The sequence below is a fragment of the Pedobacter sp. G11 genome (assembly GCF_003860265.1).
In the GTDB taxonomy this organism is placed as follows: Bacteria; Bacteroidota; Bacteroidia; order Sphingobacteriales; family Sphingobacteriaceae; genus Pedobacter; species Pedobacter agri.
The window spans coordinates 2,710,447-2,727,428 of sequence record NZ_CP034190.1 but is presented as its reverse complement, the minus strand read 5'-3'; the positions used below and the strand labels follow the sequence as shown (position 1 = coordinate 2,727,428).

General features: G+C 40.5%; 13 protein-coding genes. 4 read left to right on the top strand and 9 right to left on the bottom strand.

Annotated elements, in window-relative coordinates:
• Window position 1: 1 nt before the first annotated feature.
• Complete coding sequence (rodA, locus tag EA772_RS11845; protein WP_124913448.1) at window positions 2–1,267, top strand: rod shape-determining protein RodA; 1,266 nt, start codon at window positions 2–4, stop codon at window positions 1,265–1,267.
• Between the two features lie 260 nt (window positions 1,268–1,527).
• Here the strand turns inward: rodA and EA772_RS11840 are convergent, their stop codons facing one another.
• Window positions 1,528–2,709, bottom strand: a complete 1,182-nt coding sequence (locus tag EA772_RS11840; RefSeq protein ID WP_124913446.1) for a hypothetical protein — start codon at window positions 2,707–2,709, stop codon at window positions 1,528–1,530.
• A 123-nt stretch (window positions 2,710–2,832) separates the two neighbouring features.
• Here EA772_RS11840 and EA772_RS11835 point away from each other — a divergent pair, with 123 nt between their 5' ends.
• Together EA772_RS11835 and EA772_RS11830 are read left to right on the top strand one after the other, a co-directional pair.
• Window positions 2,833–3,414 carry a thymidine kinase gene (locus EA772_RS11835; protein ID WP_124913444.1) on the top strand — a complete coding sequence of 194 codons (582 nt, stop codon included), beginning with the start codon at window positions 2,833–2,835 and terminating at the stop codon, window positions 3,412–3,414.
• Window positions 3,415–3,492: 78 nt separating this feature from the next.
• A complete protein-coding gene (locus EA772_RS11830) occupies window positions 3,493–4,281 on the top strand; it encodes an SDR family oxidoreductase (protein ID WP_246833919.1) in 789 nt (262 codons plus the stop codon).
• 287 nt (window positions 4,282–4,568) lie between these two features.
• Here EA772_RS11830 and EA772_RS11825 read toward each other — a convergent pair whose 3' ends face one another.
• On the bottom strand, window positions 4,569–7,946 hold the full coding sequence (locus tag EA772_RS11825; protein WP_124913440.1) for a DEAD/DEAH box helicase: 3,378 nt from the start codon (window positions 7,944–7,946) through the stop codon (window positions 4,569–4,571).
• 210 nt (window positions 7,947–8,156) lie between these two features.
• On the opposite strand from EA772_RS11825, the gene EA772_RS11820 reads away from it, so the two are divergent.
• On the top strand, window positions 8,157–8,924 hold the full coding sequence (locus EA772_RS11820; RefSeq protein WP_010603485.1) for a DeoR/GlpR family DNA-binding transcription regulator: 768 nt from the start codon (window positions 8,157–8,159) through the stop codon (window positions 8,922–8,924).
• On the opposite strand, the gene EA772_RS11815 is transcribed toward EA772_RS11820, so the two are convergent.
• From EA772_RS11815 to EA772_RS11785, 7 genes are read right to left on the bottom strand one after another with little or no spacing between them, the layout of a single operon-like run.
• A complete protein-coding gene (locus EA772_RS11815) occupies window positions 8,921–9,850 on the bottom strand; it encodes an endonuclease/exonuclease/phosphatase family protein (RefSeq protein ID WP_124913438.1) in 930 nt (309 codons plus the stop codon). The genes EA772_RS11820 and EA772_RS11815 overlap by 4 nt on opposite strands.
• Window positions 9,843–11,252 (bottom strand): FAD-dependent oxidoreductase, encoded by a 1,410-nt coding sequence (locus EA772_RS11810; protein WP_124913436.1) that lies wholly within the window; start codon window positions 11,250–11,252, stop codon window positions 9,843–9,845. Before EA772_RS11810 ends, EA772_RS11815 begins: the two co-directional genes overlap by 8 nt.
• 20 nt (window positions 11,253–11,272) lie before the next feature.
• A complete protein-coding gene (locus EA772_RS11805) occupies window positions 11,273–12,514 on the bottom strand; it encodes an MFS transporter (RefSeq protein ID WP_124913434.1) in 1,242 nt (413 codons plus the stop codon).
• 15 nt (window positions 12,515–12,529) lie between these two features.
• The gene (locus EA772_RS11800; protein WP_124913432.1) at window positions 12,530–13,477 is read right to left on the bottom strand and encodes a glycerophosphodiester phosphodiesterase family protein; all 948 of its coding nucleotides are present in this window, start codon (window positions 13,475–13,477) and stop codon (window positions 12,530–12,532) included.
• A 5-nt stretch (window positions 13,478–13,482) separates the two neighbouring features.
• A complete protein-coding gene (locus tag EA772_RS11795; protein ID WP_124913430.1) occupies window positions 13,483–14,082 on the bottom strand; it encodes a histidine phosphatase family protein in 600 nt (199 codons plus the stop codon).
• Complete coding sequence (locus tag EA772_RS11790) at window positions 14,075–15,526, bottom strand: FGGY-family carbohydrate kinase (protein WP_124913428.1); 1,452 nt, start codon at window positions 15,524–15,526, stop codon at window positions 14,075–14,077. Before EA772_RS11790 ends, EA772_RS11795 begins: the two co-directional genes overlap by 8 nt.
• The gene (locus EA772_RS11785) at window positions 15,526–16,980 is read right to left on the bottom strand and encodes an FGGY-family carbohydrate kinase (protein WP_124913426.1); all 1,455 of its coding nucleotides are present in this window, start codon (window positions 16,978–16,980) and stop codon (window positions 15,526–15,528) included. Before EA772_RS11785 ends, EA772_RS11790 begins: the two co-directional genes overlap by 1 nt.
• Window positions 16,981–16,982: the final 2 nt, after the last annotated feature.

Sequence of the window (16,982 nt, the reverse complement as noted above, 5' to 3'; positions counted from 1 at the left end):
GATGCAACAACAACAGGGAAACCGTTTCTTTTTTAATGTAGATTGGATTACAGTATTAATCTACATTGCCCTTTGTGCCATTGGTTTTACTAATATTTATGCATCTATTTACAATCCTGATAAGGCTGGCGTTTTCGATTTCAGCAGCAGCTACGGCAAACAGTTGATTTACATTATCTCGGGTTTAATATTAGGATTATCCATTTTATTATTTGACGGTAGATTGTTTAATGTTTTCTCCCCCTTTATTTATGGTGGAACATTGGTATTACTTCTGGCTGTGCTTGTTGTTGGAAATAAAGTGGCAGGAAATCAGGCCTGGATTGCCATTGGCTCATTCAAACTGCAACCTGCCGAATTTGCAAAATTCGGAACCGCCCTTCTCCTGGCTCGGTATGTAGGTAGCTTTAATCCAAAATTCAGGGATTTCAAGTCTATTGCCATTGCTGCATTAATTGTTTTAGCACCTTTGGTACTCATTATGCTCCAGCCAGATACGGGTTCGGCATTGGTCTTCCTGGCCTTTATGTTTCCTTTGTATCGCGAAGGTCTATCGGGATACTTCCTCTTAATATTTCTAGGGATGATTGTACTATTCGTAGCAGACTTTTTAGTTCCGACATGGATATTGATCACTATCATAACGGTTATCGCAGGACTCTTCATCTACAATAATCGCAGAAAACAAAAAATCATCATCTCAACCATACTGGTTACAATATTCGCCATTGGTTACCTTTTTCTGATTAAAGTGGCCTACGAGAAGGTCCTGGCTCCGCACCAGCGTAGCAGGATTGAACTGATGCTCGGCCTGAAAACAGATAATAAGGGTGCCGGATACAATGTCATTCAATCGCAAATCGCTATTGGTTCAGGTCAAGTGACAGGCCGTGGTTTTTTAGAAGGAACACAAACAAAATATGGTTATGTCCCAGAACAAAGCACCGATTTTATCTTCTCAACAATTGGTGAAGAATGGGGTTTTGTAGGCTGTACCATTGTGATTGCCTTGTATATATTTTTACTGCTGCGCATCATCAATCTGGCGGAAAGACAGCGATCAACGTTTTCGAGAGTTTATGGTTACAGCGTTGCCTGTATCCTTTTCTTCCACGTATTTATCAATATCGGCATGACCATTGGCATCATTCCGGTAATTGGAATTCCACTTCCATTGATTAGTTATGGAGGTTCATCGCTTTGGAGCTTTACGATATTACTTTTTATTTTTCTCAAACTGGATTCGAACAGGATGGGATTCTTTTAGAGCTGAAGCAATAGGGCGCAAAGAATAAGGATTAAGGAGCAAAGAACAAAGACTTACTCGCCGGAGCTTATCATCTCAACATTACCATCTGCAGATTTAAAATACACCGACAACACAACGGAATTACAAACCCTAGCTAAACCTAATTTTTAACTAAACGAATCAGCTTGCCACAGCTGATGAAGGATCAGCTGCGCAATGGAGAATTTGCATCAGGTAAGTGTGCTTTATTTTTATGATCCCAGACTTATAACTTATACCTAAATCCTAAACCTTCTGTTCAGCAATTCATAAAACTGATCAACGGTTGATTGTTTGCTTGCCCAATCATTTTTAACAGCATAGTTGCTTTGTAAAAAACTATCTGCCGCCTCAAAACTGTTCATCTTATTAACAATATCAATTGCTTCAGAATAAGCCAGGTTATAACCTTTAAACAAATCTTTAATAAATAATAATTTTTCATTCAGGCTAATGCCTTGTTTCAAATCAGCTATTGGCGCTTTCGCAGGCTCTTCTGCTTGCGCATGGGTTTTAGCCAATAAATCATTTAGACTAGGTGCAGGTGATGATGAAATAGGTTGAACAGGTGGCCTAACCGGAACGGCTTCAGGCGTAAAAATAGGTTTCTCCTGGACAACAACAGGCGGAGAAATGATTGGCTCATCAATTTCCACATCTCTAAGTGCTTCAATTGGTTTGGCAGGAACAGGTGCTTCCAAAGCAATTTCTTCTTTTTTTGTTTCCTCAACAGTTGGCTGCTCGTCGTGTGGGATTAAAAAAGGTTCAGGACCAATCTCATCTTCTTCTGTTGCCGATACCTCATCTTCAAGCGGTGAATGTTCTGCTACCTTTTCATGAATAATTTTTTTCTGTGCCAGCACCTCTTCCTCATCTTTACTCAAAGGCCTGTCGAATATTTCTTCTACCGATTTGTCTTCGTAATCGAACTTGTCGTCGATACTATGATTGCCCAATACGAACTCAAAACTGTGATCGTCCTGATCTGGTTTAAAAAAGTCTTTATCCAATAGTTTTTCGGCAGTAGCTTCGTGTATTTCCTCATCATCCTCCACTTCCTGCTCCTGTTTCACGTCAACACGTTCCTCTTCTTCTTCAGCGGTAACCACTTCTTCCAACTCTGCAGGATCGAAACACTCTTCCGCTTCCTTATATCCTTTCGCCGCTTCAATCTCATCTGCCAAAGTAACTGGCTCCTCAGTGGCTAAGTTGGCTGCCTGAGGTTGTACAGATTGTTTTGTAGTGCTGCTTAATTTCTGAACGATACGAACATGATCAGCTAAAAAATCGGCATTCGCTAAAAAAAGCTCAACTTCTAAATCATTTAACTGTTGAGGATTTTGAGCCAGAAATTGATACTGATCGTTTAATTCTCCTAATATATTGCCTACTTTTTTGAAGATATCTTGTTGGTTCATCATAGAGTGATAACGAATTTTTGGTTGATTTATGTTGGTAACTATGTGTTCAAAAATAACACATAATTATGATATTTGTTCGGTTTAAAAATCAAAGAAAGCACATCAGAACATAAAAACTCGGACATGTTATTTAGCGAACAAAATTTTAGAAGAAGGGGCGAATTTTCAGGAAGTATAGAGGTGGTTTGCGGATCTATGTTTTCAGGTAAAACCGAAGAGCTTATTCGCAGGCTAAAAAGAGCCCAGATTGCCAAGCTAAATGTAGAGATTTTTAAACCCCGGACTGATACGAGATATCATGAATCTGCTGTGGTATCGCATGATTTAAATTCCATTAATTCCACTCCGGTTGATAGTGCTTCGGCTATTTTACTACTGGGTACCAATACCCAGGTGGTAGGTATTGATGAGGCTCAGTTTTTTGACAATGAACTTCCTGAGGTATGTAATAAGCTGGCAATGAAAGGCATTCGCGTAATTGTTGCCGGACTTGATATGGATTTTACAGGCAAACCTTTCGGACCAATGCCTGCCCTGATGGCTATCGCTGAGCATGTAACCAAGGTAAATGCAGTTTGTGTTTGCTGTGGCAATCCCGCACTTTACAGTTACCGAACAGTGGCTGATGAAAATACGGTTCTATTAGGAGAGAAAGAGAGCTATGAACCCCGCTGCCGGGCCTGTTATAACCTAGGCAAAGGCTAATTTTGGTTAATTGTTCAAACTGTTTCATCGCTCGAATTGTTGAATGCAAAAAATTATTAACGAATAACTGAGATTCAATTGAAAACGATTTCCATTTTAGGTTGCGGTTGGTTTGGACTCGCTTTTGCAAAGAAACTGGTTGAATCAGGTTATGATGTTAAAGGATCGAGTACCTCTCCGGAAAAGCTGAGCTTGTTAGCTGATGAAAAAATAAAACCCTATTTAGTCAACTTTACTTCAGAACAGATTATTGCAGATGCTGAATTTTTCGAAACCGATGCACTTTTCATCTGTATCCCACCCAAAAGAAATTCAACAGAATTAAACAGTTATCCGCAAAAGATTGAAGCGATTTTAACGGCTTCGAAACATAAAGCTAAACAAGTCATCCTCATCAGTTCTACAAGCGTTTATGGGGATGAGAACCAGATCGTAAATGAGCAAAGCGCTACCCTTCCCGATACTGATTCGGGTAAAGTAGTTTTAGCTGCCGAAGAGATTTTGAAAGAAAGTTTGCCACATCATTTTACCATTATCCGCTTCGCGGGATTAATTGGTCCAAACAGGAACCCAGGGAGATTTTTTGCCGGGAAAACTGATGTTCCAAATGGCCTGGCTCCGGTTAATCTCATTCATCAAACAGATGCGATTGGTGTTGCTTCGGCAATTTTAAAAAAGCAAGCCTTTGGAAGGATTTATAATGCTTGCTCACCTGATCACCCTAGCAAAAAAGCATTTTACACCGCAGCTGCTCATACCACCGGCTTGATTGAACCTAAATTTATAGAAGAAAAAAGAGACTGGAAGATTGTAGAAAGTTTGAATGTTCCTGAATTTTTGGATTACGATTTTCAGGTCGCACTATAGTTTTAAAATCTGCGATTCCCTCATGCGCTTAGAAAAATCTATAGGATACTAACTCAACTAATCGCAACATCTAAATAAAAATCCGTAAAATATTGCAGTTGGATGCTTTGATCTAACAGATTCTTCGCTGCGCTCAGCATCACAAACCGATAATTTAATTCAGCGCCACGCTTGTTTCTAACGAGCATGAAAATAGCATTGCGTATTTACGCAATTATTCGTCAGCGATGAAATCGCTAAGCTATTAGGCGCTCGTTGAAAACGAGCGCAAGCAATTTAGCCATCAGCTAACTCAATAAGCCGAGCAATTCCTTTTTATTTAATCCCTTGAAAAAACTACCATCACTTTGTATCAGATTTTTAACCAAATCTTTTTTTGTGGCTTGCAGCTTCATAATTTTCTCTTCGATGGTATCGGGGCAAATTAATCGTACCGCCATCACGTTTTTATGCTGACCAATCCGGTAAGCCCTATCGATGGCCTGGTTTTCTACTGCCGGATTCCACCAGGGATCTACGAGATAAACATAGTCAGCCTGGGTTAAATTCAAACCGGTGCCGCCAGCTTTCAAACTAATCAGGAAAACAGGAATATCATCATTCTGCTGAAACGATTGAACAACCTCTTCCCTATTTTTTGTCTGACCGGTTAAGTACGCAAAGCCAATTCCCCGTTTTTCAAGCTGCTTCTTAATTAAATCGAGCATCGTTACAAATTGCGAGAACACCAGAATTTTATGCTTGCCAGCTTTACTTTCTATTTGCTCAAGCAGTGTTTCTATTTTTGAAGATGCCTGCAGGTATGACTTTCCATCGGCCAGTAAAGCCGCAGAATTACAAATCTGCCTCAGCTGCGTAATACTTTTAAGTACATGCATAGAACTTTTAGGCAACTCATCTTCCGATTTATTCAAAATAAAATCCTGAATCTCTTTCTTATTTGCCTCATATACCTCCCGCTGCTCATCTCCCATTTCACAGTACAAGATGATTTCCGTTTTATCTGGAAGTTCTTTTGCAACCTGTTCCTTGGTTCTTCTCAAAATAAAAGGCCTGATTTTATGCTGCAGTTCTTCTGATCTTCTTTTATCTTTAAACTGATCGATGGGTGTAGAATATAAGTCAGCAAATTGTTGTTTACTGCCAAACAAACCCGGACAAGCAAAAGACAACTGTCCATATAAATCGAACGTGCTATTTTCAATAGGAGTTCCTGTCAAAACCACTTTATTTCGCGATTGCAACATCCTCGCTGCTTTATAACGCTGTGATTCCGGATTTTTAATATGCTGCGATTCATCCAGAAAAATATAATTAAACCTGTAATCCTTCAAAAAGCGGATATCAGAAAGTAACGTTCCGTATGAGGTTAAAATGATCTCGTAGCGATCGAAACGTTCAATCGTTTTCGTTCGCTCATTACCGTAAATGGTTTTTATTTTGATCGATGGCGCAAATTTTTCTACTTCAGCTTTCCAGTTGAAAATTAATGATGCTGGCACAACAACTAAGTTGGTATTATGCGCTACTTTATCTCTTTGAGATAAGATGAAAGCCAAAATCTGAATGGTTTTACCCAATCCCATGTCATCTGCCAAACAGGCACCAAAATTAAAATCATCTAAAAAGTTGAGCCAGTTAAGCCCATCTTTTTGATAATGGCGCAAGGTGGCCAGCAAAGTATCAGGCACTTCAACCTCCCGAATGGCCTCTGTACTTTGAAACTTCTGCTTGTATGATGTAAGCTCATTTTTAACTTCTCCGTCCAGCAATGCGTCTTCATAAAGATCATTTATGGTGGCAAACTTTATTTTTGGTGTTAAAATACTTTCATCGGTAACTTCGCCAGCGTTAAAATAATCTGTAAACTTTTGAAGCCAGTTTTCAGGCAAAATCCCTTGTGTTCCATCGTCAAGAGTAACGAATTTGCTTTTGTTCCGGATAGATTTATGCAGATGTTTCAATGCCACCTGCTGCTTTCCAAACTTCACTTTCACTTTGGTTTCAAACCAGTCCGTACCACTCAAAACCTCAATGTTAATACTGGCTTTATGCTGATTGAGCTTATTATTTTTGAGCTGGTTGAAACCCAGAATATGAATGCCTTTGTTTCTCCAGTTTTCGAAAGCATCTAAAAACCAACTTTCCTCTAAAAACCGTTTACGGTGCAGGTAATAAGAATCATTGGTTTCCTGGTCGTAGAAAAACGGATGCTGTTTCAAAACATTCCCGATAAACTGCAGCTCCGCTTTTTCGTCTCTGTAAACAGTAAACACATTGCCCAATTTATCCTGCGCCTGAATTTGCTTTTTGGAAAGCACCGGAATTTCCTGGTTACCATATCGCATCACAGGCGTAATCAAAATAAAGTCTTCTGATTCGGAAAGGTAAATGAGTTGCTCATTCTCCAGATCAAAACCTTTCTCCTCAATCTGGCTTTTGGTAGCAGGCTTAAGGTAAGAATAATCGACTTTAATGCTTCCTTCTAACGGTATTAAAATCGATTTTTGAAATTCAGGATATTTCGATTGGTGTAAAATTAACCGGTTACTCTGTTTCTTAAAAAACCCAATTACCCGAAGCAAATCTAGCCTGGGAATGAGATACAGTTGATCTTTAAGCTGAATAAAGTATTGATGAACAAGCATTAAACTATCCAACTCATAAGATTTTCCTGCAATCATCAATCTACCGGTGATTTCATAAAAGTCATCCTTTTGGTTAACGCTCAGCCTTAGATCTGGTTCTAAGAAATGAACTTTTACCGGTGAAATGGTGGCTGCCTGAACAGTTGCAGATTGTTTTGTACTTTGAAGATAAATTGGAATGTTTAAAGGATTTTTAACCACTGCTTTCAGTGCATCAATTTCTTCCTCACGCTGTTCATCATTAAAATTTTGCCCAAAAGAGACAATGCCACCATAAAATTTCAAAGCCTGCTGATTTTCAGTCTGAAACATTAGTTCGGTGGCACTCACATTCTTTATTGGATTTTTCACCTTCCCACTCTTAGTGGTATCTGCCTGAAAAAGTTCAAGCGTAAGGTGATTGTAGTAGCGATGCTGACCAATGACTAGGATTAACTTACCAGTATCATGACTCACTTTTTTCTGAAGATTGCCTGGCAAAAGCATTTGCTGCAAATGTTGCTGAGCTTCTTTGTTAAAGGATTGCAAGTCTTTAATTTTCGGTTTAATTTCTAAGTGCCCGTTTGTGTAGCTCAAGTTAAAAAATGAATCAAGATTGCTTTCCTTTTCCAAACCATAATCCAGCGCAATTTTGGCCAGTTTCTGCCTACGAAGTTGCGTATCAAAGAAAATCCTTAAATCATCTCTTTGCAAAATATTATACAGAACCTGCGCCTGATGTTCACAAAGTTTCACCTTCGGGGTTTCACATCTACAGGAAAGCCGCACAGAATTTTTATGTTGCTGTAGCTGAACGATGGGAAAAGGAATGGCAGAGTCGTGATGACTGAAAGCGCCAAAATCAATTTCTAACTGTTCGGGATAGATGTTATAAAAACCTTTTTCGTTGGTTTGGATTTGACCGTTTAAATGCTTCAGAATGAAAACTGCGTTCAGGTCTTTCAGATTAAAATCATGCAATAGGTAATCGTATGGATTTATATCAGATCCCTTCTGGCTTTCTGTTCCCTCGTTCATTTAAATCAAAATTATTAAGCCAAAAATACATGTCAAAAAGCATAATGGCAGCAGCGGATTTATTTTTTTACCAACAGCAGCAATAGAAGGTTAATATAATGTAAACACATTGAAAGGTAATTTAACTAAATATAATTTCAGATCATCAAATTTTAAATTATGTTTGCTATATAAATTGATTCAATTAAGCTCATAACCAGATAAATTTCTATGAAGAACATTACCGACAGACACGAATTTATCCTTAAAAAATTAAAGGAAGATGGAAAAGTAAGCATCATTGAGCTTACTGATTTAATGGAAGTATCTGGGGTAACAATTAGAAAAGACTTAAAGTTGCTGGAAGACAAAAATCTGTTATTCCGGACACGTGGTGGAGGATCAATTAATAATCCCTACGCGAATGAGCGCAGCATTAACGAAAAAGCTTTTATCAATTCTGATGAGAAACAGAAGATTGCCAAGGCGGCACTTGCTTTAATCGAAAAAAGCGACTCCATTAGCATTGGTTCTGGTACAACAGTTTTTGAGCTGGCCAGATGTTTATATCCAAATCAACATTTAACGGTTATTACGCCTGCATTAAAAGTGGGTTTAGAATTAAGCAACCGACCAAATGTAGAAGTTTTACAACTCGGTGGTTTAATCCGGTCGAACTCTTCATCAGTTGCGGGTTCTTATGCAGAACGTGTATTGAGCGAAATATCTTGCGGTGTGCTTTTTTTAGGTGTGGATGGTATCGATCTTGATTTTGGATTTTCTATCACCAACCTGGCTGAGGCAACCCTAAATCAAAAAATGATTGAAACTGCCCAAACCGTAGTTATCATGGCTGATAGCAGCAAGTTTGATAAACGCGGACTTGGGAAAGTCTGCGGATTTGAGCAGGTGCATTACATTGTTACTGATAGTGCAGTTTCAGAATTTGTGATTAATCAAATCGAAGAAAAAGGCGTAAAAGTGATTATCGCAGATTAAGTTAAACTCACTTCGGCACTCACAAAGAAATGGTCACTTGGAAAAATACCATTAATTTGTTCTTTAATAATCTTCGCCGATAAGGTTTTAATTTTCCCACGGGTAAAAATGAAATCTATTTTGCCGGTGTTTTTAGTCTTTGCATATTCTTCTCCTATAAAATTGTGCGCCGTTAACCCTGGTTCAGCATTACCGTGTACCGATAAATAAGTTTCGTTCCAGCCTCCGTCGGTAATAATTTTAAATACGGGGTTTTTGGCATCAACATTAAAATCGCCAATAAGCAATTGCGGAAAATCTTTCTGGTATTGATTACTTTCCTTTACAATCAATTCACCTTGCTTGTTTCTGGCTTCCTGCGATTTATGGTCAAGATGTGTAGAAATTACCCTAAATTCCTTTCCTGATTTCTTATCCAGCAAGCGAACCCAGTTAGCATGCCTTGCCCGGGCTGTGCCCCAGGCTAAACTGCCGCCAATTTCCGGCGTTTCAGATAGCCAGTAGCAACCTGCAGAAATCATACTGTATCTTTTCCTTGAAAAAATAACCAGATTCTTTGCAATTCCGTTATAGGTGTCTTTGTTGATATCCATTTCAGGTCCATCGAAGCCAAAAGCAAAATAATCAGGCATCGCTTTTTGAATATCTTCGGCCTGTATCCGTAACACTTCCTGCAAACCAATAATATCCGGCTTTTGTGCTTTGATGATCTTGATACAGATGTCCTTTCTCGCCTTCCATCCTCGACCTAAGGCATCATCTTCGGGCAGGGCGACCCTGATGTTGCAGCCTAGAATGCGATGGCTATCTTCAAATTTTTGATTTGAAGCGTACTGATTGATCGCCCCTGCCTGCTTCCCGATAAATGAAGCAGAAAATGCAATCCCGAGTCCCTTAACAAAATTCCTTCTAGAAAATTCAGACATATTTTGAAGATTGAACCGTTTCCATTGAATTCAGATAGGCACCTTTTTCGATGAGTTCTTTACGTAAGAGATCAACATCGAGTTGAGATGGTAACACATTTTGGCGAACCGCCAGTTTAGCGGCTCTTCCCGCAGCCTCACCCATCGCCATACATGGTGCCATCACCCTAATGGCCGACATCGCTTCATGAGTAGTTGAAATGCATCTTCCAGCAACAATCAGGTTTTCGATTTTTTCGGGAATTAATGACCGGTATGGAATGTCGTAACAATCGCCGCACCATTCCAAAGTGCAACCACCTCCCTGTGGATGGTGTAAATCCAACGGATAACTGGCTACAGCAATTGAATCATCAAATCTTGCACAGCTTAAAACATCTTGTGCCGTCATCACATATCTGCCAACAATTCTCCGTGTTTCCCTGATACCGATAAACGGTGCCATTTTGGTAAAGTATGCGTTCTCAAATCCAGGAACATAGTTAATCAGATATTTCTGGATGTCATGAATTTGCCTGCGTCCTTCTGCTTCACCAAAGGAAAGGCTTGCAGGATCAGTTCCATCTACACCGTTCACACGTGTCATATTTACCCAAATCTCACCCTCTCTCAAACCGGTGATTACGATTGTTCTTTCTGTTGGTAATTTCAAACCATCTTCCTGTGCTTTTTGAATAAGCGAACGTAATCCGACTACAATAAATTGATTATTCTGCCCGAAGTATTCATTCGGAATAAAATCGGTAAGATAGGTTCTCGGCTCTTCTGAAATGCTTAAGCGCAATTTCTCTGTATCGACGCCACCAAGCGCAAACATGAGTGTTGGAGGTTGAACGCCACCTTGTTCATTTCCCTGCTCACACTCCACACCCGATCTAAAAGCTACATCAGCATCTCCTGTACAATCGATAATGGTTTTGGCTAGAATCACTTCTCGCCCGGATTTGCTTTCAATGATGATGCCTTTAAGGTGATTTTCTTCTTTAATTACTCCTGCGCAGAAGGCGTAGAGCAATACCTCAACACCACTTTCCAAAAGCATTTCCAACCCTACATTTTTCACAGCTTCTGGCTCTACCAAAGTAAGGCTCATGTGCAAAGGGCAAGGCCGATGTTCGCTGGATGCATTTTTTTCTTTTAATCTATCAATAAATTTCTGCGGCAGGCCTTTGATAATCTGGTTTCCTTTTTGACCCAAAAAGCCAAGGATCGGAAGTCCGATGGTCATGTTACCGCCGACAAAACTCCTGCTTTCAATCAGCATTACTTTTAAGCCGTCATCTGCAGCAGCCTGGGCCGCAATAAGACCAGATGGCCCGCCGCCCACTACTAAAACATCAACATTGGCCCGGATCGGTAGTTCCTTTGCGGGTTCTGTAACTGTTAAAATCTTATTTTCCATATCCATAAATAAAAAATCTGTTAAATCAATTTTGGCTTTTCAGGCCGAATCATCGTCCACAATATGATTACCCCAATGGGGTGAAGAATTGCCATTACAATAAATATTTGTTCGGCACCAATTTTCCCCATCCACTGTCCTACAAAATAGTTGAACAACACCGCTCCGCAAGCACCAAAGCCACCTGCAATACCCAATACACTGGCGACGTTTCTGGTAGGAAATGCTTCTGCAACCACCACGCTAATGGTAAATAGCCAGCTTAGGCAGGCAATCGCTACCGTGCTAAAAATTAATAAGGTAGAAAATGCACTGGGTAAATAAGGTGTTAGAATGCAAAATGGCGCAAGGGCTGCCACACAGCTGAGCATAATTTTTCTGGCCTGAAGTGGTTTTTTGCCCTTTCTCACCATATAGTCAGACCAGGCAGAAGTTCCGATAGCTCCTAAATCCGCCACTAAAAATGGAATCCATCCGTATAATCCCATCTCTTTTAAGCTTAGTCCAGATTGTTCCTGAAGATAACCTGGCAGCCAGAAGAGGCAAAAATACCAGACCGGATCGGTAACAAAACGAATAAATAAAATACCCCACAAACTTCGGGTACTCCAGAGCTTTGACCATTTAAAACCTGCATCCTCATGAATAGAAGTGCTGCCAGTAGATTCTGCCAAAATATGAGCTGGTGGTTCACGGTAAATAAAAAACCAAAGTGCAGCGATGATGAGTCCAACGATACCTGCTACGATAAAAACAGTATGCCAGTTATAGGTGATGGCAAGCCATGCCACCAGCGGCGGTGCAATAATCGCTCCGATGGAACTTCCTGCCACGCAGAGACTGTTGGCTGTAGCCCTAAGTTTTCCGGGGAACCAAATGGTAACTACTCTAAGCTGCGCAGGAAAATTGGTCGGCTCTGCCATACCAAGCATGCCACGAAAAAAAGTAAACTGCCCAACACTCCGGGAAATGCCTCCTCCAATACAGGCCACCGACCATCCAATAATACCGAAAAACATGGTGAGTTTCGCTCCAAAACGGTCGACTAGCCATCCGGTTACGGGATACATCAAGGCATAACAAATGGTAAAAATATTCAGGATAAAAGCATAGCCATCATCACCCAATTGAAATTCTTTTTTAATAACAGGTTTCAATATTGATACAATTTGCCTGTCGAAATAATTGAAAACAATGGCCAGGAATATCACTGATATGATAAACCAACGTCTACTTTCGGGTTTTGCGAGTACTGAAGCCATTTATGAGCAGATCTTTTATTTGCCTTTAGGAAGATTCAACTTCCCGAAGAATTTAGCTTTAGGGTTATCTTTAGGAAGCAAGGTTTTTATGGCTGAAGCTACTTCGATGGGTAGGTCAGATTCTAAAATATCGGCACCCTGTTCAAAAGTTTCTCTATAATTTTTTGCTCTTTCTCCCGTGTCAGCAAGTTTATCATAAGTTGGTGCTGCAGAAATCATACACATGACGCCGCGGGCATGGAGCATATCAAAAAGTTCTTTATTCTCTGGCTTGTTTGTTGGGCCAATGTATGCGATCATATTTTTCCATGGAATCCCCGCCGCCTCATATTCCTGTAATGCTTTTTTAGTTTTCACAAAGGCAGAAAACATTCGGTTAGGATTTTGATCATAATAAAATTTGGCATGCCTGGCGTCGTGAACAGTAATCATGATAACCTTATTCGGGTTGTCTTTTAAAATCCGTTCCTGCATCTCCAGCGGAACATCCTTACGGTCGAGGTTTACCACGGTCTTGCCGGCGCTCCAGTCAATCACCTCTTTTAACGTTGGAATTTTGTATTCCGTTACATGTCCTTCAGGGTCCTTCAATCTGAATTTTTGGAGTTCAGCAAAAGTATAATCATACACTTTTCCCGTTCCTGTTGTTGTACGCTCCAGCGTGGCATCATGCATTAAAACCATCACGCTGTCTTTGGTTAACCGGGGATCGATCTCAAAAAAAGCCGGTGTATATTTTAATGTATTTTCGAAAGTTGCAATACAATTTTCAGGAAACCCTTTTACTGTTCCACCTCTATGTCCACTGATAATTGGCGTAGATTTTCCGGTGTAATTAAAAAACTGCTGGAGCTCGGCTATATTTTTAATTTTTAGCGTGTTGATATTCGTTTGCGCAAAGGCGCCAGGCAGGCAAGAAAAAAATCCTAGCGATAAAACAATTCCTTTTAAGTTAAGCTTCATTGGTTTTATATTTTACTGTTTAGCAGTTTTAAAGTCATTACACCATTATCATCAAATTCTATTTCAGTTAATGATGAATTTTGTTGGGCCAGCTGGCGATAATTTTTAAGTGGCATCCCTAGTTTACTGGCCATAAATAACCGGTTAATACCATTATGCCCCACCACCATAATGGTTTGGTTTTGATGTTTGGCAATCATTTCGTCAAAAAAGCTTGCAACCCGGCTTACAATCTCTGCTCCCGATTCTCCAGTTTCCCCTGCCCTGCTTGTTTCAGGATCGCTCATCCAGTTTCCCCAAGGTTCTGCGTTTTCTGCAATAAATTCTTCTTTGGTCTTGCCTTCCCAATTGCCGAAATCAACCTCGATCAACCGCTCATCAATAAAAACATCCCGCTCGCCCGAAGCAATCTCGGCAGTTCTTTTTGCCCGAAAAAGCGGGGAAGAATATACTGCGTCGATTTTGGTATCACGCAGCTGTTCAAAAACAAATTTTGCCTGCCGTAAGCCTTTTGTAGTCAATTCGATATCTGTTCTGCCACAATAACGGTTCCCATCTGCATTATAGGCGGTTTCTCCGTGCCTTAATAAATATACCTTAAGCATAAATTTCCTCTTGTTTGATAAATCCTCTTTTCACTAATTCTCTCAAAAATTCCTGGTAGTAAATATCGTATTGGTTTGCCAAGGTTGTTTCTGGTAAAAATTCCTTCTCCACAATGGTAAGCGCATTAGCAGCCTGAATAATATCGTCAAAATAAACTGCAGACGCTGCCAATATTGCGGCTCCGACAGCGCCGGAAACATGTTTCATTTTGATGATTGGACAACGCATTACATTTGCCCTGATTCGAAGCCAGACATCGCTTTTGCTTCCACCGCCAGCAGTGTAAATGACGTTAATTTTCTCTTTTGATAAATGACTAATCAGTTCAAAAGCATATCTTTCCAGGTAGGCCACGCCTTCCATACTGCTGGTAAATTTTTCTTCGCTTGATAAATTTTCATCCTCAAAGCCGTAAGCATTTGGCGCCATCATTGGAAAACGCTCTCCTTTTTGTATCAAAGGATAAGAAATTATTCCTGTCGGAATGCATTTCGCCGCTGCCTCATTTAGCTTTTTTAAGTCATTGCCAAATTTTGCAGAAACCCAGTCGGCACCGGTATTACTTGCTCCGCCCGGCATCCAGTAACCCGCTGGATGACGATGAGAATAGATCCTTCCCTCTCTATCGATAATTTCTTTTTTAGTAACGCCCTTAATCACCATTGTGGTACCAATTGTGGTATTCCAATCACCGGGTTTAATGGCGCCTGAAGCGATTTGCGAGGCGCAGCCATCTGTAATTCCGGCTGTAACCGCTACCTTTAAAGGCAAACCCAACTGCCCTGCTAAAGCAACATCAATGGTTCCAATTACAGTACCAGAAGGCACAACTTTTGCCAGCCATTCCTTTTTAATACCCAGTTCAGTTGAAATATAATCCGGCCAATTATAGTCGCCAACATCATATCCTGATTTAAAGGCGTTGGTATAATCAGTAATACCAAACTCACCGCTTAATTTTCCAGTGATATAATCAGCTGCATGAACCCATTTATGAATTTTTTTTGCTTTCTCAGGATAACTTTGAATAAACCAAAGCATTTTTGCAAGCCCGCTGGATGAATTGAAACCGGTAAAACCTTTATTATGATACCTAAGCGCAGCAGCGGTACAAATCTCTCCCTGAGCGGCCGATCGCTTATCGCTGTACATAATGGCCTGATGCAGTGGCTGATGATTTTCATCCAATGGAATCACTGTTCCGGAAGTTGACGTAACGGAAAGGGAAAGGATTTTTGTCCGGTCAATTTGTACACTCAAAAGCAATTTTTCTAGCGATGATAAACACGATTGCCACCATGCCTCTGGCGACTGCTCTTCTCTTGATCCCTCACTAATGGGAAATACTTCTTCTTCTTCGCCAATTAATTCTCCCTGTGCAGAAAGTAAAACCACTCTTGCTCCTTGCGTTCCGATATCAATGCCTAAAAAATATGCTTCCATTATTGGGATAGTAAATCTCTAAATGATGATCGCGTTTTTTTCCAGTCTGCCAGGTTCTTCTCATCAGTAGCGGATTTTTCCGGATAAATGGTCTCCATAATGGTGATTTGAGGCTGCGTTTTCCCCAAAGCATCGTTACAAATTAAAACCCCACCTACAACTGAAGACTGGCGGTAACTGTCGCATATGATAATTTTCTTTCCAAGTAAATTCGCAATGAACTGACGGAGCGTTTTGCTTTGCACCCCGCCACCGCAGGCCCAGATGTAATCATGTTCATGTGCACTAACCTCGCAAAGACTATCATAATTGCCTTTGATGCTACAAGCGATATCCCAAAGTGTTGCCCAAACGAAACTTGCTCTGCTCAGTTCGTGTGAAACTGGTGCATCAAATAAAAATCCTCCGCGGGTGAGCGGCGACTTTTCATCGGCCAATAGTGAGCCCAAAGAGGCTACGCAACTAAAGCAGCCCAGGGCTTTTAGTTCCTGCTCAATTACTTCATAGTCTTCATTTGGATAAAAAACTTCTTTCAGGCGCTGATAATTTAAACCGGTTACACCCGCATTGGCCTCCAGCATAAAATTTTCTTCATCGATATGCCTTCCAGTCCAGGTTCGCTCCTGCGCATCAAGCGCATAAGTTCCGGTGATTTTTATTATTGGCGTAGTTGTTCCTGAAACAATTACCACATCGTTTTCAGCAGGCTGCGTACTTCTTACAGCCAACTGCGTATCCGCCCCGCCTACAATCACTACCGCCTGATCATCAACATTGAAATATTCGGCTACATCACTTTTAATTTTTCCCAATATGCTGCCGGAATCAGTCAAAGGTGCTAAAGTGGTAATATTGAAGTCGAAGGTAGCGCAAAGCGATTCACTCCAGCCTTTTTCTGCCACATCATAAAGCAGCGTTTCTGATGCCTGCGAATGTTCGTAATGCAATACTCCGGAGAACATAAATTCCACCCAATCGCTAATGCTCATGAAAGTTTGATAAGCCTCCCAGATATCTTTTCTTTTGTTTCGGATACCTACTATTTTTAGGGCTGAAAATAGTGAAGTGGGGTAACGTCCTGTTAGTTTATAAACGGCAGATTTATCACTAATGATATCTTCCCACTCGCGACCTCTATGATCGATGTTGGGCAGTCCGATTAATGCTTTACCTTCACTGTCAACCAATACAATTCCCTCCCGCTGGCTGGTAGCTGTGATGGCGACCACCTGATAAGATACAGCATGCAGCAAAACTTTTTGAGCCAAACGATGAACTTGTTGCCACAATACTGACGGCTCAAAATATAAAGCTTCAGGATAGGCAAGGTCTTTATGGTAAATTAAATTCTCTCTTTCAATCTCGATTATTTCGCCATTAGGCTTGGCCAGGGCAACGCGAACGTTACCCGTACCAATATCAACAACCAAGTAAACTTCTTCTTTTATTGCCATTA